The organism is Variovorax sp. GW821-FHT10B04, from assembly GCF_059415645.1.
This window is the reverse complement of sequence record NZ_JBWKNQ010000001.1, coordinates 156,884-175,598: the sequence shown is the minus strand read 5'-3', so window position 1 is coordinate 175,598 and position 18,715 is coordinate 156,884. Positions and strand designations below refer to the sequence as shown.

The window sequence follows — 18,715 nt, the reverse complement described above, 5'->3', positions numbered from 1 at the left end:
CCGGCTCCGCGCCGGTCTTCGCATTCAGTCTGCCGGCGCTTGACATCGACCAACTAGTAGATAGACTGCGCGCATGAATTCCCCGGAACTCACTCCCAAGGCAGCCGAGATCGCGCGGTGCACCCAGCTTCTCCTCGCGACGAAAGGGTACAACGGCTTCAGCTACGCAGATATCTCGGAGATCGTGCATATCAGCAAGGCCAGCATCCACCACCATTTCCCCAGCAAGGCTGAACTGGTTCAAACCGTGCTGCGTCGCTATCGCGAACAAGGTCGCGAAGGTCTGGCGGTGCTCGAGAAGCAGATCGCCGATCCGCTTGGCCGCCTCCGTGCCTACACGGGGTACTGGGAGGCCTGCATTCGGAACGGCACGTCCATGTTCTGCATCTGCGCCATGCTGGGGTCTGAACTGTCTGCCATCCCCGCGGAGGTCGCGGATGAGGTTCGCGGACATTTCGTGGATCTGACGGCATGGCTGGCCACGGTCCTGAAGCAAGGCGCCGCCACCGGGACCTTCCTGTTGCGAACCACGCCCAAACTCGAAGCGATGGCTTTGATGGCCACTGTGCACGGCGGCATGGTGGCGGCCCGTGTGTATGACGACCCGAAGGCATTCAGCACGGTGGTGCAACAGGGCGTGCGCCAGTTGCTCGCCCCAGTTCACCAACACTGAAGCGCATGGAGTTTCAGGATGCACCTTCCTTCATTTGATCCCGCTGTCTATCAACTAGTAGATAGATTTCGATGGTCCATTCACTGTATCCGCAGGCAGCCTGGCTGTCGCCTGAGGCGCGCCGTTTGGTCGCGCTGAAGGCGGCCGACGACGCCTCACTTTCTTGAACGAGGAATGAATATGACTGACACCAGGCTCCGCCCCAGGCTCTCCGAAAGGGGAGATGGATGGCTGAAGCGATACTATTTTTCCCGCGCGGCCTTCTCGATCTGCTGGGTTGTGGCTGCGTTTGCATTTGCCGGAAGGCTGCCGGCACTTTCCGCACTGCTGCTCGTCCTTTATCCGGCCTGGGACGCGCTCGCCAATCTGGTGGATGCCCGCCGAACCGGGGGCTTGAAGAACAACCGCGCCCACGCACTCAATGTCGCCGTGAGCAGCCTGACCACGGTGGCCGTTGCGATCACGCTCGGGCAAAACATGCATGCGGTACTCGCCGTGTTTGGTGCATGGGCGTTTCTGGCAGGACTCCTTCAACTCGCCGTAGGCCGGCGTCGATGGAAAACGCAAGGGGCGCAGTGGGCGATGATCCTGAGCGGCGCACAGTCTGCACTGGCCGGCCTTTTCTTCATCCACCAGGCCACCGGCGCCAAGGTGCCGGCCATTTCCGACATCGCACCCTACGCCGCTTTCGGTGCCTTCTACTTCCTTGTCTCGGCGCTCTGGTTGACCGTATCCGATGTGAGGCGCCGGAAGGCGGCAACGGCGACCGAACAAGACAACGCCATGGCGGTCGACATGCCGATCGACTCTCTTCGTAAAAATGGCGCCATGTCCGGCACGTCGGTCGCCTTGCGATTCCTCGCGATCGGACTGATCGTCGTCGGTGCCGGCTGTGCCTTCGCCTATGCAGCAGGATGGCTGACACCGGCGCGCCTCGGCCCGGCAAAGATCGTGGATTCGCTCGCGCCACCGGGCGGTCCGGCCAAGGGCTTCAGGCGCAACCATGCCAAGGGAATGTGCTTCGCCGGGAGCTTCGAAGCGAATGGCGCCGGCGTCGTGCTGTCGCGTGCGCCCATGTTTGCTGCGGGCACTTATCCGGTTGTCGGCCGATTCAATCTGGCCGGCCCGTTGCCCACAATGGCTGACGGAAGTGCGCGCGTGCGCGGCATGAGCTTGCGGATCCAGGAACCCGACGGGCAGGAGTGGCGCTCGGCCATGATCAACGCGCCATTCTTCCCGATTGCCACGCCGCAGGATTTCTATGCACTGCAGCTGGCAAGCGCCAACAAAGCCGATCCCACCGCAGTGAAGCGGTTCGCAGCTGCCCACCCTTCGCTGGGCGCATTCGGCGCATGGGCGAGCATTGCGCCATTCACGGAGTCCTATGCCGAAGACCGCTTCAACAGTCTCAACAGCTTCGTGCTGACCAACATGCGGGGCCAGGACCAGACGGTTCGCTGGTCTTTCATTCCCGAGGCTGAGGCGGTCGCGGTGCCCGTGACGGAACTCAAGAGCCGTGATCCCGACTTTCTCTTCAAGGAGATCGCCGGGCGGGTCGCGGGTGCTCCGCAGAAATGGCGGCTGGAGCTGACGATTGCCAACCCCGAAGACCCTACCGCCGATCCCAGCAAGGCCTGGCCGGAAGACCGCCGCAAGGTGGAGGTGGGAACGCTGGTGGTCAACAGGGTCGAGGCCGAGGCGGATGGCGCCTGCCGCGACATCAACTTCGATCCGACGGTCCTGCCGGCAGGCATGCGCACTTCGGACGACCCATTCCCCGCCGCACGCTCGGCTGCGTATGCCGTGTCTTACGACCGCCGTACGGCTGAAGCACACAGCTACCCGCACACCCCTATGGAGAGCAAGCCATGAGTCGCCCCATCGCCAGGTTCAATCTCCTGCAACGCACCCTTCATTGGATGATGGCCATCGGCATTCTCGCGATGCTGTTCATCGGTGTCGGCATGGTGTCCACCGTCGACCGGATCTATCTGACTCTTGTCGGCATCCACAAACCGCTGGGCATCGCGATCCTCGTGCTGGCCGTGGTCCGGCTCACCGTGCGCCTGCGCGCCGGCGCACCGGCCCTGCCGGTCGACATGCCCGAGCCGATGAAGCTCGCAGCCAGGCTGTCGCATGTGGCTCTCTATGCACTGATGATCGCGATGCCTCTTATTGGCTGGTCCATGCTGTCGGCTGCGGACTATCCGGTGATCGTGGCGGGAATGAGGTTGCCGCACATTCTTCCCGCCAATGCGGAACTGCATGGCTTGCTGAGCGCCGCACACCGTGCATTCGCGTACTGCCTGTTCGCGTTGATCCTGCTTCACCTGGCTGCGGCACTCTTTCATGCCTGGGTGCGCCGTGACGACGTGTTCCAGACAATGGCACCTTGGCGTGGACGTCGCTGAGATACACCGCAACTACGGTTGACGCGACAGGAAGAAGCATCAGGCGGCCCAGATCGGCTTGATCATCTCGATGAACGTGCGCAACTTCGCCGGATAGAAGCGAGCGTAGGGATAGACCAGATGCACGGGTATCGCGGATGCATGCCAGTCCGGAAGAACTTGAACCAGCCGGCCCTGTTCGAGATCCTCCTTGAAGACCCATGCAGAAGCGACCGTCACGCCCGCACCCATGACCGCCGCACTGCGTAGGGCATAGAGATTGTCGGTACTCATGCGCGGGCGCATCTGCACATTGCATGTTTCGCCGCTAGGTCCATGCGTCAGCAAGACTTCGGTTTGGTAGACGGTGCGCAGCGCGAGCCATGGGAGAGACGCGAGTTCCGACGCATGCATGGGTGGCCGCACTCCATCCAGCAACGATGGCGCAGCCACCACGATCTGGGCGACTTCCGACAACTTGATGGCGACGACGTCGGGCTCGATCATGTCGCCCACCTGAATGGCGCAATCGATTCCTTCGGCGATGTAGTCCGGCCGCCGGTCGTCCAGCAACCACGCGACCGAGACGTCGGGGTACAGCCGCAGGTACCTTGTCAGCGGACCGACCAGCAACTCCTGACCGAAAGCCCGGGGCACGAGAACACGCAGTGTTCCCTCAGGCTTGTCGCGGGCGCCGCGCGAGTTGGCCTGGAACGCATTCCAACTGGCAATCACTTCCTTGGCCTGTTCAAAGCACTGGGCGCCGTCCTCGGTGAACTTGATGCCGCGCGTGGATCGACTCAAGAGCGTCACGCCAAGCAGGCGTTCGAGTGCCTGCAGCCGTCGACTGACGGTGGGCTGCGTCGTGCCCATCTGCGTTGCGGCCGCCGACAGGCTGCCGGCCTCCACGACGCGTACGAAGTTCTGCATCAGGTCGATCCGGTCGGCCGTGGCTGTCGCCGGACTCAGCGGAGGAATAGAGATCGGGGCGGATCGAGAAGGCATACGCCAAGCGTATAAGTCTTTTGCGCCGCGTGCCACTACCGCTTGCATCTATTTCCCAACAGACTCGCGGCCCGTTGCATCTTCATTCGAGGTTCTTTCCCGTGTCATCCATTCATCCAGCGCATACGCACCCGCCATTGGGGCAAGTCGCCGCGCCCGTGGCGCCATCGCGCTCGCTCGTACTCCTTCTCGCAATGGGAGCAGGCCTGGCGGTCGCGTCCATCTATTACAACCAGCCCATGCTGGCGGTGCTCAGCACCGACCTTGGCACCTCCGGACGCGTGATCGGCTTTGTGCCGACCCTTACGCAGCTCGGCTACGCGTTCGGGATTCTGTTTCTGGCTCCGCTTGGCGATCGTTACGACAGGCGCCGCATCATCCTGATCAAGGCGGCGGTACTTTCTGCGGCACTGCTGCTTGCGGGCGCATCGCCAGGCATCGGGACCTTGCTGATCGCAAGTCTCGTGATCGGCCTTTCGGCCACGATGGCCCAGGACATCGTTCCTGCCGCAGCCACCCTCGCGCCCGAAGCAAGCCGCGGGAAAATCATCGGCACAGTGATGACCGGCGTACTGCTCGGCATCTTGCTGTCTCGTGTCGTCAGTGGTCTCGTGGCCGAGCAGTTCGGCTGGCGGATCATGTTCATCGGGGCCGCGGCGAGCGTCGCCATCATTGGTGCAATTGCATGGCGCGGGCTGCCGCGCTTCAAGGCAACCACGCACCTGCGATATGGCGCGCTGCTCGCGTCGCTGGGAAAACTATGGAAGCAGCACGGTGCATTGCGTCGCGCGACATCGGCACAGGCGCTGCTGTCGATCGGCTTCAGCGCCTTCTGGTCGACACTGGCCGTGATGCTTCATGGCCAGCCCTTCCATCTAGGCTCGGCGGCGGCGGGTGCATTTGGGCTGGCCGGCGCAGCGGGGGCGCTGGCCGCGCCGATCGCCGGCCGGATCTCCGACAGTCGAGGGCCGGAATTCGTCTCGCGCCTGGGATCCGGGCTGGTCGTCGTGTCGTTCGCCTCGATGGCGTTGGCCCCGCTGTTGCCGCCTCGGGCGCAACTCGCACTTCTTGTCGTTGCGGCGATCGGCTTCGATCTCGGCGTTCAAGCGACAGGGGTGGCGCATCAGACGATCGTCTACGGCATCGAGCCGAGTGCGCGAAGCAGGCTCAACGCCATCCTGTTCACCGGCACTTTTCTGGGCATGGCCATTGGATCCGCATTGGGCGCGCTCGTATTGGCGCAATGGGGCTGGACTGCGGTAGTCGCCATGGTCACGCTTTCCGCAGCCGCTGCACTGGCCGTGCGGCTATGGCCTGGTTCGACGCAAGCCAAATCAGCGCATTGAAGGCGCGATCGTGTCTTGCAGCCAGGCACCGGGCTGGCGGCAGATCGGCGCCGTCGGCAACTGCGGTCAGGTGCTTCGACCGCCCCATATCTTCCACCAGGCCCGCTTTCTGTTGCGGAGCCATTCGGGGCGGGTATCCAGGCTGCTGGGTGCCGCATGAACGAAGCCCGCACCGCCGCGTCGGCGGAGTTCCGCCTCGAACGCATGCGCGATGCCTCCCGCAGACCTCTCCCCATGCAGCGCACGCTGGCGCCAGTCACTTGCATGTCGTGCGAGCTCTTCGTCGCTCAGGCTTCGTAAGTCGTTCATTGGATGATCGGAGATGTTCCGGCACATGACATGGAAGCAATCGTTCTACAAAGAAGTGGCACCTGCGCCCGCCACACGGTTACGCCCGGATGTCTTCGACTGAAAGAGAAGCCGATCCGCGCGACGGTAGAACGATTGAGCCTGTTCATCCGGACGGATCTGAACAATGCCGATACTGATGCTCAATTGCCCGAGTGCGTCCGCCGCGATCTCCGCCGGACCGAGGGCATGAATGGCGGCGCGCAATTTTTCTCCGTGCGCAAGCGCCTGCGGAAGAGAGCAATCGAAGAGCAGCAGGCCGAATTCATCGCCACCAAGACGGGTGGCCACGTCAAGAGGGTTGCGGCGATGCGCCGTGATATGCCGGCCAATGGCGACCAAGGCCGCGTCGCTGGCCAGGTGTCCATGCCGATCGTTGTACTGCTTGAAGTGGTCGACATCGATGAGCATGAAAGACATGCTGCATCGATGTGTGCGGGCGTGCTTTTGCACTTTAGGAAGATGGTCGTCCATCCAGCGCCGGTTGTGCAGGCCCGTCAAAGGGTCGAGTGCGGCCTGCTGCCGCAGCAGGCGATCCCGGAGGAACTCGCGCCGACTCGCGAGCTCGCGCGCGTATCCCGCGATCCCCGCGAATCCTGCCGTGAGCAGAAGCACGATGAGAAAATTCGAGTGCATCGACAGCGCTTTGCCGGGCAGCAGCACGAGGCCGGGCAAGCTGCTTGCGAACGCCATCGCGAAAGCCAAAGCCATGCTTTGGCGAAACGCCAGACCGATCGGGAAGAATGCGGCGAGGATCAGCAGGAGAAGGTCGGCCGATGGCAAATCGCTCACGCGACCGAGCGCCGATATCGTCCCTCCGGCAAATGCAGCGCACAGGAGCACCGCGGTGCACAGGATGTCGCTCCGCATGGTGCAGCCCCACCTGATCAGCGCAATGCAGGCGAGACTGAACATCAGCTCGGAGCCTCGAACCAGCAAGGTGCTGAGCAGCCAGGGAGGGGGCGCCATGGGCGCCGCAGGAGCGAGCGGCCGAAGCAGGTCCGTGATCGTCAGGACACAACATCCAATCACGACCAGCCACATCAGGAGCGTGCCGTTGCGCTGATGCGTCTTGCGCAGGTAGCGGGTGTATTCCTGCTCGAGCGCACCGTCGAGCCGGATCCGGCGCGAGTCGGTGGAAAGCGGCTGCGGCGAGAGCGTCTGGAAGTCTGCGGCTGGCATCGCAGGGTGACCGAACTTGGACACCCACGCGCGCGCAGTGCGGTGCGTGTCCCTCTCCTCGATCCAGTGCGTGCCCGATCCGAACAACTCATTGGCGGTGCGCACGACGATCTCGCAGTCTTCTCGTGCAGCCGGCGTGCATTCGCTCCAATCGGCGTAATCCTGCAAGCGATGTTGCGGCGAGAGCTGCCCGCTGTGGCCGATGCGAATCTCTTTCATGAGCGTGGCAGAAGCCTCATGCCGTGCGCGAGGCGCTGGTGGACAACCGGATCGCGCGATCGATGTAACGACGAATCGTGGCAGTCGACCGGGCAGGCCGATAGAGCAAGTGGGCCGTCGGGCAGCCGGGCCAACCGCTCACCGGTCGGCTGACCACATCCCGGTTGTCGCAGCCTTGGAAGTGTGTCTCTGTGGAAAGACCCAGGCCATAGCCTGCGGCGACGAGCGTTGTCATCAGGTTGCGGCATGCGACGCGCTCGGCGATCGCCGGCAAAAGACCGATCGATCGCATCATCCGAACGAGCACGTCGACACCGATGCCGACACCATCCGGCTCGCAGAGCACGAGTGGATGGCGTGCAATCTCGGTCAGCGGAAGTTGCTTCTCGCGCGCAAGAAGATGGTGTGCCGGTACCGTCGCGATCATCTCGGCCCGCCACAAAGGGACGCAGCGAATGGCGCCGTCTGTGTAAGGGGTCAATGAAAGGCCGATGTCCAGCAGATCGCCGTGCAGGCCACGGATCTGTTGGCGCAGCGGCAGCTCGTACATGCACAGACGAATGCCGGGATCGTCTTCGAGGCTCGCCCTCCGCAAGTCATCCAGGGCGCTTCTGGAAATGCTGCCGGTCGAGCCAATGCGAAGTGCGCGAGGTCCGTCGTGGACTGTTGAGTAGCTCGGCGTGGAGTTGGTGCCACGGCGCTGCCCAAGAAAGGTGTCAGCCACTCTTTTGTTGACGGCTGAGATGCTTGCCGTCTCCAGTTCCGGGTCTGCTTCACCAGCTGTATCACGGTTCAGTTCCCGCCTCATGGCTGCGATCGCAGTTGTCAGTGATCGGGGGGCGGAGAGGCGCCTCGTAGCGTGTGAATGGACTGCAGATCCTTCGCCAAAGAAAGGAAGTACTGCAGATCTTGAATGCCAAAGTCTCGCTTCCTCATGATTGCTCGCTCGACTGAGCCTGGATGCGACGACGTAGTCAATTTAAATCCGATCATTGTCGACAAGGCGACTGCGAGTCGTCTCTGACAAATGTGCTCGGCGCATGGTATGTCCGTGCTCGATTGGGCTATCTCACACGCCGCAGAAGCCGGTAGTCCGTTGGCGTCATGCCCTCGGAATTCCGAAAGGCCCGCCCGAAATGGCTCGCATCCGAAAATCCACAGTCCATGGCTATCTGAAGGATGCTCTGATCCGTGAACTCGAGTCGAATCTTGGCCTGCTGCAGCCGGGTGGCAATCAAATGTGAATGCGGAGAGAGTCCGAATCGAAGGCTGAATTGGCGAGAGAAGTGGTGCTTGCTCATCCCGGCCAGCTCCGCGAGCTGCGCGACCTCAATTCGTTGTTCAGGAGAGCGTGTGACGCGATCGAATGCCAGTTGCAGCGCATCCCGGGTGCTGCCGAGCAGCGGCTGGGCTCGACGGGCGTGCTGATAGTTCAGAAGAAGGTGGGATATGAGCGACTGCGTGATGCCATCTGCATACATTCGGCCTTCTCGCAGCGGCATGGCCATTGCCTTCACAAAATGCCCGCCGAGGACGTCGCCAAGTTCATCCGACAGATAGAGCGGCATGCTCTCCGCAATGGATCCGCTGAAGTCGATGCCGAAACGCCTGGCCACCGTCCTGATTCCATCGAATGGAATGTGGATGTGAAGCAGGTCGAATGAATTGGAGCACTGAAACCCCAGCGGGGCGCGAGGGGAGAAGCGCATCAGTCGCAGGCTGCCGGCTTGGACTGGTCCGGACCAGATTTCGCGATCGCCAATGTACGATTTCGCGCGCATCGGCTGAAGGACGATCGAGACAATGACCGAATGCGGCGGAACATTCGAAGAGACCTCGAAGAGACGAGCCGTAGGATTGGACCATCTGAATACGGATGCGCCGGAAGTGGGGAGCGCGACCAACGCGCTCGCGGACTGCATGCCCCATCGGCTTTCGATGAGATCCACTTGCTTGGGCGTGAGGGATGTCGCCATGTGAGTCACACTCTCGCTTGTTCAGTTCGGGCAAGCCCGTGGAGCACGGTGAAGCACATCAATTGAGTCAGGTCTAGATCTTAGTAAGCGTCGATCCGGGCATCCCTCATGTAACAAAACATGATCAAAAGATTCGGAAATAAATCACGAGTTAGCCGAGATACTCAGGATTTATTTCCAGGACCTCAATTCGAGAGAGTCACCCGAATGCCCAACACTCGCGCACGAGTCTCCGCGGTTTCATGTGCTACCGATTTAAGACATTGCTCATTGTTTGAATGTCGGCAACTTGCGTGTGGTGCATTGCAAGATATATCGCCGTGGTGCTCTGGAAAACCCGCATGCGGCCGATGAATGGCATCACTTACTGTGACCAGGATTCACTGGAGAACACTCTCTTGATCGATAGTCTGCTGTTCAGCCTCGGCGAGTCGTTCAGGGGGCACGGCGGCTGTCCTCGACATCGCTGTCCAGGCGCGCGAGTCCGAACTGCGATCCCAGCACCCGCAGATGACACCACATTGCATCGTAACGGCCACGCAGTGAGTAATTGGCCTGGACGATCCAGGTGTCCTCGCTGCGCGGCGTTGCTGGCCACTGGCTCGATGCCTCCAGATTGATGGATGGGCCGATGCGCTTGCTCACGTATTCTCCACATGCGACACGAGCATCGGCAACCTGCTTTTCTTTGGTCAGGGACAGCCAGGAGCCAATCGCGAGAAAGACGATTGCACAGATCAATACGAGGTAATGCCTATTCGCCATGGGCTTCTTCTACTTCGAACAACCTGCACCCGGCGCGCATTGGTCAGGTGCAATCCCATCAGGAAAAGACGTGCGGATTCTGTCAAATCTCATGGCAGGCGTCTCGCTTGAATCTGCTCGATCGATGGAACATTTGTGCTCCGCTGAGCTTTGCAATCCCACCATCGATGGGATTGTCTGATTTCTTCTGCTCAGCGCGGGAGGGGTGAAGCGCGGCGAGACCGGTTCGGGCCTGCTAGCGTCTCGTCCTCTTGAGGGACTTGCGCCGTGCACGGATGTATTTCTTGATCACTCCGAACACGGTGACACAGAGGCTGCCGAGAAGCACGATCAGCATGACAAGAAAAATGCTTCCCAGCAGAACCATGAGGTCGCCCTCAATGGGAAGGAGGATGAGTAAGGCAAGCATCGCAAGGAGTGCTGCCGCCAGATAGCCGTTGTTCTTCCAACTCATTTATTTTTTCTCTGAACTACTTGACACGATCAGGGTGCGTGTCGGCTACCTGCTTTTCAAGCTATCCCGGATTTCTCTCAAAAGCACGATGTCTTCTGGCGTGCTGACCGGGGCTGGCACTTTTGCAATCTCACTTCGTCTCAGTCGGCCAAGTTGCTTCACCATCATGAAGATGACGATGGAAAGAATGAAGAAATTGACGGCAATGGTGATGAAGTTGCCGTATGCGAGAACGGCGACGCCTGCCTTCTTGAGGTCTGTCAATGTGTTGGGAACACCCGCAGGAACGCTGCCCAGCACGATATAGAGATTCGAAAAGTCCAATTTCCCGAACAGGAGACCGACCACCGGCATGACCACGTCGCTCACCAAGGAGTCCACGATCTTGCCAAACGCTCCACCAATGATCACGCCGACTGCGAGATCGACGACATTTCCTTTGATTGCGAATTCCCTGAATTCTTTGGAGAGGCTCATATGACTGCGTGGTGGAGGCTTCTTTGAAGAGAAGAGAGGAATGAGACGACGTGCATCTGAACGTCGGAGGCGCGAGGATAGCGTCAGTACCCACAGCCCATGGCACTTGACTCGGTCTAGTCTCGAGTTTCACGACACATTCGTGAAATAATTCATACGAATAGTGTCCTGCGATGATCGACGGCCCACTCGTAACAAAATGTCGAGACTTTGAAGTGAGAAGACACAGGGCATCACGAATTGGATACCGCCTCATCCGCATAAAAAGGAATGAATTGGCAAGCGACGACGCCCACCGCTGGACAGGCAGAGGTGGGCTTTTCATTCTCGGAAGAGGAGTGCGGTCTCAGCGCGATTCGTTATGTTCTATATTTATTTTCTTTGCACTCGACGCGTGACAGGCTGTGTGAATCCAAATCCAATTCGGCGATTGTCTTCATAGGATACACATGATGTCTCGCTCTTTCATGCTCTTTGAATGGCACATTCGTGCTCGACGCAGCAGATGTCTCACGCGCAGGGACGGTCGCATTTGCTTGTCGCCGTGCCCGTGTGCGTGAGCCACTTTCCGTCATGAATCGAAGAGTCGGATTCAAGCGCCGTCACGATTCGACTTCAATGTCGTACTTGCGGTTGGCCGAGTTGTCATCGCGGAGCGCCCTGCCCATGATCGATGGCAAGTGCTTTCAATGTCGGCAGTAGTTCCGACGGGTCGGGGCGAAGGGTGTAATCGGGATTCACCTCCGCATAGGCGATCACGCCGTCCTGGCCGATGACGAAGCGAGCAGGCATGGGCAATGTCCAGCTCGGGTCGCCATTGAAGGCAGGCAGGTCGTTCTTCAGGCTCTTGTAGAGTTCGACCAGATAAGGCGGGAGCGCAAAGCGCAGGCCGAAGCTGGCGGCCACGTCATTGCGCACATCCGACAGGATGGGGAAAGCCAGTGCGTTTTGCCGCATCGACTTGCGGCTGTTCGGCGCGGTCTGGGGCGACACTGCGGCGAGGCTGGCACCTGCCTCCTGGAAGGCGGGCAAATTCGCCTGCAAGGCCTGCAGTTCCATGTTGCAGTAGGGACACCACACACCGCGATAGAAGCTCAACACCAGAGGACCTTTCTGAAGGAGCGAGGCCGAGGAGACGAGGTTTCCTTCTGCATCGGGCAAGGTGAAGGGCGGTGCGATGTCGCCCGCCTTGCGTGCACGTCGCGCCGCGCCCGAGGCAATGAGTTCGGTCGTGGCCTGGTGCATGGTGTCGATGACCGAGCGCGGCACGCTGTACGGCGGCTTGCCTGCTTCGAAGTCGGCCTTGAAGGCGTCGAGTCGGACCTGGAGTGTCATGGTCGTTCCTTGGTTGGGATGAGGCGGAAGGTCAAGCGGTCGTCGACATCGAACGGGCCACGTCGGCAGCGCTGATGCCTTCCAGTGCAAGTCCGTAGCCGGCGCCTTCGTCGACGAGGCGGCGCAGCTTCTGCGTGAGTGCGATGCGGGTGTAGCGGCCGGTCAGCGGCGGCAAGGCGGCGAGCGTCTCGGCGATCTCGTGAGCCCGGGCCAGCAGCGCATCGGCCGGCACGATTTCGTTGACCACGCCCCAGTCTTTCGCGGTTTGCGCGTCCAGCTTCTGCCGGGTCAGGATGAAGTAGCGGCCACGCACACTGCCGACGACCTCCGGCCAGAGCAGGTTGACGCCGTCGCCCGGCACGATGCCGAAGTCGAAATGCGGCTTGTCCTGGAACACCGTGGTGGGCGCCGCAAGCACGATGTCGGCGAGCAGCACATATTCCGAATGCAGCAGCACCGGGCCGTTGAGCGCGGCGATGACCGGCACTTCGATGTCCAGCAGATTCATCAGGACCTTCCTGCCTTCGCGGAAGATCTTGTCGTAGCCCCGGGGCGTGAAGAAGTCGAAACCTTCGGGATTGATGGCGTCCATGAAGGCGTCGCCGGCACCGGTCAGGATGACGACGCGGTTGTCGGGGTCGGAGCCGATCTGGTGGAACAGCTCCACGAATTGCTCGTGGGTGTGGCCGTTGAAGATCAGCTTGTCGCCATCGGTGTGAAGGGTGACCTCGAGCACGCCGCTGGCGGTGCGGGTCAGGCGCGCGTTGCTGAAAGAGTCGCTGTAGGTTTCGAAACGGGACATGGTGATTTCCTTTGGCTGAAAGCGGAGACGCAGAAGAATTGCGTGGTGGACAGGAACGAGAAGCGGGAAGCGGGAAGCGAGAAGTGCAGGGCGAGTCAGTCCGCCGCGAGCGCTGTGACACGAGCGATGGCTCGTTGAACGGCTGGCCGGGCCAGGAGCTGCGCGTACCAGCGCTGGACGTGGGGGAAGTCGTGCCGCTCCACGCCGGGAAACTCGCTGCGCCAGAACCATCCGAAGTGCGCGATGTCGGCGATGCTGTAGTCGCTGCCGGCGACGAATTCGCTTGTCGCCAGGTTCTCGTCAAGCAGCGCGGTCACCCGGTGCGCTTCGTTGGAAAAGCGTTGTTCGGCAATGGGCTGCGCCTGACCAGACAGGCGCTTGAAGAAGCCGGCCTGCCCGAATGCAGGGCTGACGGCCGACGCATGAAAGAAGAGCTGCTCGAACACCTTGGCGCGACCGAAGCCGCTGGCCGGCAGAAGGGCTCCGTGGGTTTCGGCCAGGTGCACCAGGATGGCGGCGGACTCGGTCAACACCTGGTGCCGGCCTGTGTGCGGATCGGCCTGCACCAGCACCGGCACCTTGCCGTTCGGGTTGAGTTCGAGGAAGGACGGCGCACGTTGCGCGCCTTGTTTCACGTTGACCGGGTGAAGCTGGTAATCGAGCCCCAGCTCTTCCAGGGCGATGGGCACCTTCAGGCTGTTGGGGGTTGCGAATGCGTAGACCTGAATCATTGGGCTGCTTCCATGTGTGTTGCGATGGATGCAGTGTTCCTCTATGGCCCAGGGAATGGAAGTTAGACTGAAAGCATATTCATGATTCCTGATAGGAATAAATATGGACCGTTTTCAGGCCATGAAGACCTTCGTGCGGGTGGTCGAGGCCGGCTCTTTTTCTGCCGCGTCGCGGCTGCTGCATGTGGGGCAGCCCGCGGTGTCGAAGACCGTGGCCCAGCTGGAGGACCAGATCGGCGTGCGGCTCCTGATGCGCTCCACCCAACGTCTGGCGCCGACCGAGGCGGGCCAGCGCTTCTACGAGCGGGCGAAGATCGCGCTGCAGGAAGCCGATGAAGCCGAGCTCGCCGCACGGGGCGCTGGCAGGGCGCTGACCGGGCAGTTGCGAGTCTCTGCCGCGCCCACGTTCGCACGGCTGCACGTCATTCCGCGATTGCCGCTCTTCCTGGCCGCGCATCCTGAGCTCGTGGTGGACTTCGTGCTCGATGACCGGCAGATCGACTTGATCGCCGAAGGCATCGATGTGTCGCTGCGCATGGGCGCCTTGGCCGAGTCCGGCGCCGTCGCGCGTCGCCTGGGGCGTTCGGCCCGCTCGGTCGTCGCCACGCCGGGCTATCTGGCGCGGGCCGGCAGGCCCCTGGTGCCCGGTGATCTGGCAGGGCACGAAACGCTGCTGGTGAGCCAGCCCAGCCAGGCGTGGAGCTTCACGAAAGACGGCACCGAAGCCTCGGTCATCGTGACAGGGCGGGTACGGCTGAGCGCTGCGGAAGGCATCCGCGCGGCGGTCTTGGCAGGCATGGGCCTGGCTATCGCATCCGACTGGATGTTCGCGCCCGAACTCGGCGATGGCCGGGTCGAACGTGTGCTGCCGGACTGGTCCTTGCCCGACATCGATCTGTGGGCGGTGTTTCCTACCGGGCGACTGGCCAGCGCGAAAGCCAGGGCCTTTGCAGACTTCGTTGCATTGGGGTTGGCGGAGGACAGCCTCGGCGCTTGAGCGTTCGTTCGGCAGATGGCGGTTTGCGTGGGTGGCGCGCCGACTCGGCAGGGCAAGAGAGGCCGCCCATGTGCAGCGCGGCCCGGCGACGCTTCTCGCCTGGAGAGCTTGCAAGTTCGCATAGGGTAAACACCACGCATTGGATGAAGATTTCATTTTGGAATCGACTTCCAAAATGAAATCTGATTCCCTAGAATGAGCCCATACCGGTTTAGAGCGGGGAGCTCATGAGCAACATCGTCGATCGCAGCTTCAAGATCCTGGAGGAGCTGTCCCATCACTCGGAAGGTCGCACCCTGTCCGAACTGGCCGAAAAGGCCGAGATGCCGCTGAGTGCGGCGCACCGCCTTCTCAACGACCTCATCGCCGCCGGCTATGTCCGCAAAGACGAACGGCACGGCGAGTTCGCCTTGACGATGCAGATCGTGTCGTTGGCGCTGCGACATCTCAGTTCCGGCGGCATCGTCGACGCAGCGCAGCCAACGCTCGAACGGCTCGCCACCAAAAGCAAGGAACTGGTGCGGCTGGCCGTCGTGGACGATGACCAGCTCGTCTACGTTGCAAAAGCGCAGGGCGCGACCCACGGGCTGCGCTACGACCCCGAGATGGGCCAGGTCGTCACCATCTCATGCAGTGCCGCGGGACTCGCATGGCTGGCCACCAAAAGCGAGGATGAGGCGCTGCGCCTCGTGGCCAAGCAGGGACTGGGTGATCCGGGCAACTACGGGCCCGATGCGCCCAGGACGCTCAAGCAGTTCATGGCCCAGGTGCAAGCGACCCAGAAGCGCGGGTACGCCACCACGGTGAACGTCTTCCTGCCCGGAATGAATTCGATGGCCGCGCCCGTCTTCAGTCCAAGGAAGGAAGTCATTGCGGTGCTGATCATCGCGGGCCCCATGAGCCGCCTTTCGCAAGAACGCATGGACTCGCTCAGCGACGCATTGCTGGATACGGCGAGCGAATTGGGCGCGGCCAGTTCCATATCCGCAATCTTCCAGCGGCGTCCGAATCAGCCCATTCCTTCCCGCAAGGCCTGATCGATTTTTTCTCACTGTTTCCACGTCAATACCAATTCATATCAGAGACGAACCATGACCACTCCATTCACTCGCCGCGCTCTTCTGGGAACCCTCGCCGCCGCACCGTTCGTGAGCGGGCCCTTCGTCACGCGCGCACGCGCCGCCGAATACACGTTCAAGGTCGCGCATCCGCTGGCCGCCAATCACCCTACCAATCTCAGGCTTCAGCAAGCTGCCGACCAGATTGCCAAAGACACGGACGGACGCGTCGAGCTTCGCCTCTTTCCCAACAATCAACTGGGCGGTGAGGTCGATCTGCTCAATCAGGTTCGCTCCGGCGCCGTGGAGATGTTCGTCGTGGGTGGACTGATCGCGTCCAGCGTGATCCCGATGGCCGCCCTGGACGGCGTCGGGTTCGCCTTCAAGGACTCGACATCGGTCATGAAAGGCATGGACGGCGCATTGGGCACGCACATCCGCAACGCGCTCAAGCAGGCCAATCTCTATGCGCCCGCCACGGTCTGGGACTACGGCTTCCGCCAGATCACGACCTCGACCCGAACGATCAAATCGGTGGAAGACATCAATGGAATGAAGATCCGCGTGCCGGGCGCCGCGGCGTATGTCGACCTGTTCAAGGCACTGGGTGCAGCACCGACGAGCATTCAGTTCAACGAGGTGTACCCGGCACTGCAGACGAAGATCGTTGACGGCCAGGAGAACCCGCTTGGCGTGATCGTGACGTCCAAGTTCTTCGAAGTCCAGAAGAACTGCGCACTCAGCAACCATATCTGGCAGGGCAACTGGATCCTGATCAACGGCCGCATCTGGCGCGGCCTGCCTGCAAACCTGCAGGAGATCATCGAGAAGCGTCTGAACGAAGCTGGACTTGCGCAGCGCCAAGACCTGGCAGGCCAGGAACAGTCTTACAAGGACGCGATGACGAAGGGTGGCGTTCAGTTCAATGCCATCGACGCCGACTCGTTCCGCAAGAAGCTGACCGCCGCAAACTACTACAGCGACGCGCGCAAGAAATTCGGCGATGCCGCCTGGAAGGTGCTCGAGCAAGCGGCGGGCGGGGAACTTGCATGAGTTCGCCTTCGCTGGCCCATGCCCCGCCGAGCCCGGCAGGGCGATGGCTCGATTCCGTGGATTCCTGGCTGGCGCGGATCGTCGAGTTCGTTGCCGCCGCATTGATCGTGGCGGAGGTGTGCCTCCTGTTCGCAGGAGTCATTGCCCGCTATGCGCTGCACCATCCGATCGTGTGGTCCGACGAGCTCGCCGGAAGCCTATTTCTCTGGCTCGGCATGCTTGGCTCCGTCATTGCGTTGAGAAGGGGAGAGCATCTGGCCTTCAGCGCGCTTTCTCGCAATGCGTCGCCAAAAATGCAAATTGTCTTGCGCGCCTCGGTGATGGCGGTCCTGCTGGTCACGCTGGCCCTGATGGTCCGCCCGGTCATGGATTACGTTGAAGACGAGGCTTTCGCACAATTGCCCAATCTCGGCGTGCCGTCGAGTTGGCGGGTGTTCGGCATCGAGCTCGGTATCGCGCTCATGATCGTGACCGTCGGGCTTCTCGCCATGAAGTCCAGACTGCTGGGCCCGACCGTTCTCGCCGCGTTGGGTCTCGCCGTCGCGGGTGTGGTCCTTTGGCTGGTTGCCCCCTGGCTGATGAAGATGGGCAATCTCAACCTGCTCGTCTTCTTCGTGCTGATCGTCGGGGCAGCGATCTTCATTGGCGTGCCGATCGGCTTCTCTTTCGGGATCGCGACGCTCAGCTACCTCGCGCTGACGACCACCACCCCGATGAGCGTGATCATCAATCGCCTCGACCAGGGCATGTCGCAACCCTTGTTGCTTGCGATTCCTCTGTTCATTTTTCTCGGCCTGCTCATCGAAGTGACCGGCTTCGCGAAGACGATCATCGCGTTCCTGGCTTCCTTGCTGGGGTTCATTCGCGGCGGACTGTATTACGTCCTGCTGGTCGCCATGCTGCTGGTGTCTGGCATTTCGGGCTCCAAGGTCGCCGACATGGCTGCCGTCGCGCCCGGGCTGTTTCCAGAAATGCGGCGCAGGGGCGCCAACGATGGCGATCTGGTCGCGCTGCTGGCGAGTTCCGCCGCCATGGCCGACACCATTCCTCCCAGCATCGTTCTGATCACGCTGGGCTCGGTCACGGGCATCTCGATTGCAAGTCTCTTTGCTGCAGGCCTGCTTCCCGCGCTTCTCCTGACGTTGTTCCTGGCTGCGGTCACCTTCGTCCGCTCGCGCTCCGAGCCGCCGCCGGCGGAAACCCGGCCGAACTGGACACTGGTGCGCAAGACGTTCATCTCGGCACTGCCGGCCATGGCCCTGCCTTTCGTGATTCGCTGGGCGGTCGTGGAGGGTGTGGCGACAGCGACCGAGGTCTCGACGATCGGCATCGTCTATGCCCTCGTGATCAGTATCCTGATCTACAGGCCTGTCCAGTGGTCGCGCTTCTATCCGATCCTGATCGAGACCGCCGCATTGTCGGGGGCCATCCTGTTCGTGATCGGCACGGCGACCGGCATGGCGTGGTCGCTGACCCAGTCGGGCTTTTCCGGCGACCTTGCGAGAGCGATGACCGCAGTGCCCGGCGGCGCGGCCGGCTTCCTCGCGATCACGATCGTCGTGTTCCTCCTCCTTGGGAACATCCTGGAGGGAATCCCGGCGATTCTTCTGTTCGCTCCGCTGCTGCTGCCGGTATCGCATGCCTTTGGCATCAACGATGTGCACTATTCGATGGTCGTCGTCATCGCGATGAGCATCGGGCTGTTCGCGCCGCCTTTCGGCATCGGTTTCTACGCCGCTTGCGCCATCGGCAAGGTGACGCCCGACGCAGTGATCAAGCACATGTGGCGGTATCTCGCCGTCCTTGTGGCTGGACTCGTCGTCATTGCTGCAGTACCTGCAATTTCCACCGTCTTTATCAAGTAAGCGAAGCGTTGATATGGCTCTTCTGGGCAAAGCTGCACT

General features: G+C 61.4%; 18 protein-coding genes. 8 read left to right on the top strand and 10 right to left on the bottom strand.

All coding sequences use genetic code 11. The annotated features are described in order from the left end of the window. Positions 1-73: 73 nt before the first annotated feature. From AC07PZ_RS00855 to AC07PZ_RS00845, 3 genes are all read left to right on the top strand, one after another. Positions 74-673 carry a TetR/AcrR family transcriptional regulator gene (locus tag AC07PZ_RS00855; RefSeq protein ID WP_495293105.1) on the top strand — a complete coding sequence of 200 codons (600 nt, stop codon included), beginning with the start codon at positions 74-76 and terminating at the stop codon, positions 671-673. Between the two features lie 180 nt (positions 674-853). Next, on the top strand, positions 854-2,545 hold the full coding sequence (locus AC07PZ_RS00850; protein WP_495293104.1) for a catalase: 1,692 nt from the start codon (positions 854-856) through the stop codon (positions 2,543-2,545). Continuing rightward, on the top strand, positions 2,542-3,084 hold the full coding sequence (locus AC07PZ_RS00845) for a cytochrome b (protein WP_495293103.1): 543 nt from the start codon (positions 2,542-2,544) through the stop codon (positions 3,082-3,084). The genes AC07PZ_RS00850 and AC07PZ_RS00845 overlap by 4 nt, the downstream gene beginning before the upstream one ends. A 39-nt stretch (positions 3,085-3,123) precedes the next feature. On the opposite strand, the gene AC07PZ_RS00840 is transcribed toward AC07PZ_RS00845, so the two are convergent. Then, the gene (locus AC07PZ_RS00840) at positions 3,124-3,993 is read right to left on the bottom strand and encodes a LysR family transcriptional regulator (protein ID WP_495293102.1); all 870 of its coding nucleotides are present in this window, start codon (positions 3,991-3,993) and stop codon (positions 3,124-3,126) included. 176 nt (positions 3,994-4,169) lie between these two features. Between AC07PZ_RS00840 and AC07PZ_RS00835 the strand changes: the two genes are divergently transcribed. Further along, the gene (locus AC07PZ_RS00835) at positions 4,170-5,414 is read left to right on the top strand and encodes an MFS transporter (protein ID WP_495293101.1); all 1,245 of its coding nucleotides are present in this window, start codon (positions 4,170-4,172) and stop codon (positions 5,412-5,414) included. A gap of 354 nt (positions 5,415-5,768) precedes the next feature. On the opposite strand, the gene AC07PZ_RS00830 is transcribed toward AC07PZ_RS00835, so the two are convergent. From AC07PZ_RS00830 to AC07PZ_RS00790, 9 genes are all read right to left on the bottom strand, one after another. Then, complete coding sequence (locus AC07PZ_RS00830; protein ID WP_495293100.1) at positions 5,769-7,163, bottom strand: GGDEF domain-containing protein; 1,395 nt, start codon at positions 7,161-7,163, stop codon at positions 5,769-5,771. Positions 7,164-7,179: 16 nt separating this feature from the next. Beyond that, positions 7,180-7,971: a LysR family substrate-binding domain-containing protein gene (locus AC07PZ_RS00825; RefSeq protein ID WP_495293099.1), complete on the bottom strand. Its 792-nt coding sequence runs from the start codon at positions 7,969-7,971 to the stop codon at positions 7,180-7,182. A gap of 256 nt (positions 7,972-8,227) precedes the next feature. Continuing rightward, on the bottom strand, positions 8,228-9,139 hold the full coding sequence (locus AC07PZ_RS00820) for a helix-turn-helix domain-containing protein (RefSeq protein WP_495293098.1): 912 nt from the start codon (positions 9,137-9,139) through the stop codon (positions 8,228-8,230). A 435-nt stretch (positions 9,140-9,574) separates the two neighbouring features. Continuing rightward, entirely contained in the window at positions 9,575-9,904 is a 330-nt protein-coding gene (locus tag AC07PZ_RS00815) for a hypothetical protein (RefSeq protein WP_495293097.1), read from the bottom strand. Between the two features lie 235 nt (positions 9,905-10,139). Beyond that, positions 10,140-10,358 carry a hypothetical protein gene (locus tag AC07PZ_RS00810; RefSeq protein ID WP_495293096.1) on the bottom strand — a complete coding sequence of 73 codons (219 nt, stop codon included), beginning with the start codon at positions 10,356-10,358 and terminating at the stop codon, positions 10,140-10,142. 45 nt (positions 10,359-10,403) lie between these two features. After that, the gene (gene mscL / locus AC07PZ_RS00805) at positions 10,404-10,835 is read right to left on the bottom strand and encodes a large conductance mechanosensitive channel protein MscL (RefSeq protein ID WP_495293095.1); all 432 of its coding nucleotides are present in this window, start codon (positions 10,833-10,835) and stop codon (positions 10,404-10,406) included. A 645-nt stretch (positions 10,836-11,480) separates the two neighbouring features. After that, positions 11,481-12,170 carry a peroxiredoxin-like family protein gene (locus AC07PZ_RS00800; RefSeq protein WP_495293094.1) on the bottom strand — a complete coding sequence of 230 codons (690 nt, stop codon included), beginning with the start codon at positions 12,168-12,170 and terminating at the stop codon, positions 11,481-11,483. Positions 12,171-12,201: 31 nt separating this feature from the next. Further along, on the bottom strand, positions 12,202-12,972 hold the full coding sequence (locus AC07PZ_RS00795) for an enoyl-CoA hydratase/isomerase family protein (RefSeq protein WP_495293093.1): 771 nt from the start codon (positions 12,970-12,972) through the stop codon (positions 12,202-12,204). Between the two features lie 95 nt (positions 12,973-13,067). After that, on the bottom strand, positions 13,068-13,703 hold the full coding sequence (locus AC07PZ_RS00790) for a glutathione S-transferase family protein (RefSeq protein ID WP_495293092.1): 636 nt from the start codon (positions 13,701-13,703) through the stop codon (positions 13,068-13,070). Between the two features lie 103 nt (positions 13,704-13,806). Between AC07PZ_RS00790 and AC07PZ_RS00785 the strand changes: the two genes are divergently transcribed. The 4 genes from AC07PZ_RS00785 to AC07PZ_RS00770 all read left to right on the top strand — a co-directional run bounded on the left by AC07PZ_RS00785 (position 13,807) and on the right by AC07PZ_RS00770 (position 18,676). Then, a complete protein-coding gene (locus AC07PZ_RS00785; protein WP_495293091.1) occupies positions 13,807-14,700 on the top strand; it encodes a LysR family transcriptional regulator in 894 nt (297 codons plus the stop codon). A gap of 227 nt (positions 14,701-14,927) precedes the next feature. Continuing rightward, positions 14,928-15,737: an IclR family transcriptional regulator gene (locus tag AC07PZ_RS00780; protein ID WP_495293090.1), complete on the top strand. Its 810-nt coding sequence runs from the start codon at positions 14,928-14,930 to the stop codon at positions 15,735-15,737. 54 nt (positions 15,738-15,791) lie between these two features. Next, positions 15,792-16,811, top strand: a complete 1,020-nt coding sequence (locus AC07PZ_RS00775) for a TRAP transporter substrate-binding protein (protein ID WP_495293089.1) — start codon at positions 15,792-15,794, stop codon at positions 16,809-16,811. Then, on the top strand, positions 16,808-18,676 hold the full coding sequence (locus tag AC07PZ_RS00770; RefSeq protein WP_495293088.1) for a TRAP transporter large permease: 1,869 nt from the start codon (positions 16,808-16,810) through the stop codon (positions 18,674-18,676). The genes AC07PZ_RS00775 and AC07PZ_RS00770 overlap by 4 nt, the downstream gene beginning before the upstream one ends. Positions 18,677-18,715: the final 39 nt, after the last annotated feature.

What these genes read in the sequence shown, in the direction of transcription:
- AC07PZ_RS00855 (WP_495293105.1), top strand. Translation starts at nt 74, where the DNA reads ATGAATTCCCCGGAACTCACTCCCAAGGCAGCCGAGATCGCGCGGTGC.
- AC07PZ_RS00850 (WP_495293104.1), top strand. Translation starts at nt 854, where the DNA reads ATGACTGACACCAGGCTCCGCCCCAGGCTCTCCGAAAGGGGAGATGGA.
- AC07PZ_RS00845 (WP_495293103.1), top strand. Translation starts at nt 2,542, where the DNA reads ATGAGTCGCCCCATCGCCAGGTTCAATCTCCTGCAACGCACCCTTCAT.
- AC07PZ_RS00840 (WP_495293102.1), bottom strand. Translation starts at nt 3,993, where the DNA reads ATGCAGAACTTCGTACGCGTCGTGGAGGCCGGCAGCCTGTCGGCGGCC.
- AC07PZ_RS00830 (WP_495293100.1), bottom strand. Translation starts at nt 7,163, where the DNA reads ATGAAAGAGATTCGCATCGGCCACAGCGGGCAGCTCTCGCCGCAACAT.
- AC07PZ_RS00825 (WP_495293099.1), bottom strand. Translation starts at nt 7,971, where the DNA reads ATGAGGCGGGAACTGAACCGTGATACAGCTGGTGAAGCAGACCCGGAA.
- AC07PZ_RS00820 (WP_495293098.1), bottom strand. Translation starts at nt 9,139, where the DNA reads ATGGCGACATCCCTCACGCCCAAGCAAGTGGATCTCATCGAAAGCCGA.
- AC07PZ_RS00815 (WP_495293097.1), bottom strand. Translation starts at nt 9,904, where the DNA reads ATGGCGAATAGGCATTACCTCGTATTGATCTGTGCAATCGTCTTTCTC.
- AC07PZ_RS00810 (WP_495293096.1), bottom strand. Translation starts at nt 10,358, where the DNA reads ATGAGTTGGAAGAACAACGGCTATCTGGCGGCAGCACTCCTTGCGATG.
- mscL (WP_495293095.1), bottom strand. Translation starts at nt 10,835, where the DNA reads ATGAGCCTCTCCAAAGAATTCAGGGAATTCGCAATCAAAGGAAATGTC.
- AC07PZ_RS00800 (WP_495293094.1), bottom strand. Translation starts at nt 12,170, where the DNA reads ATGACACTCCAGGTCCGACTCGACGCCTTCAAGGCCGACTTCGAAGCA.
- AC07PZ_RS00795 (WP_495293093.1), bottom strand. Translation starts at nt 12,972, where the DNA reads ATGTCCCGTTTCGAAACCTACAGCGACTCTTTCAGCAACGCGCGCCTG.
- AC07PZ_RS00790 (WP_495293092.1), bottom strand. Translation starts at nt 13,703, where the DNA reads ATGATTCAGGTCTACGCATTCGCAACCCCCAACAGCCTGAAGGTGCCC.
- AC07PZ_RS00785 (WP_495293091.1), top strand. Translation starts at nt 13,807, where the DNA reads ATGGACCGTTTTCAGGCCATGAAGACCTTCGTGCGGGTGGTCGAGGCC.
- AC07PZ_RS00780 (WP_495293090.1), top strand. Translation starts at nt 14,928, where the DNA reads ATGAGCAACATCGTCGATCGCAGCTTCAAGATCCTGGAGGAGCTGTCC.
- AC07PZ_RS00775 (WP_495293089.1), top strand. Translation starts at nt 15,792, where the DNA reads ATGACCACTCCATTCACTCGCCGCGCTCTTCTGGGAACCCTCGCCGCC.
- AC07PZ_RS00770 (WP_495293088.1), top strand. Translation starts at nt 16,808, where the DNA reads ATGAGTTCGCCTTCGCTGGCCCATGCCCCGCCGAGCCCGGCAGGGCGA.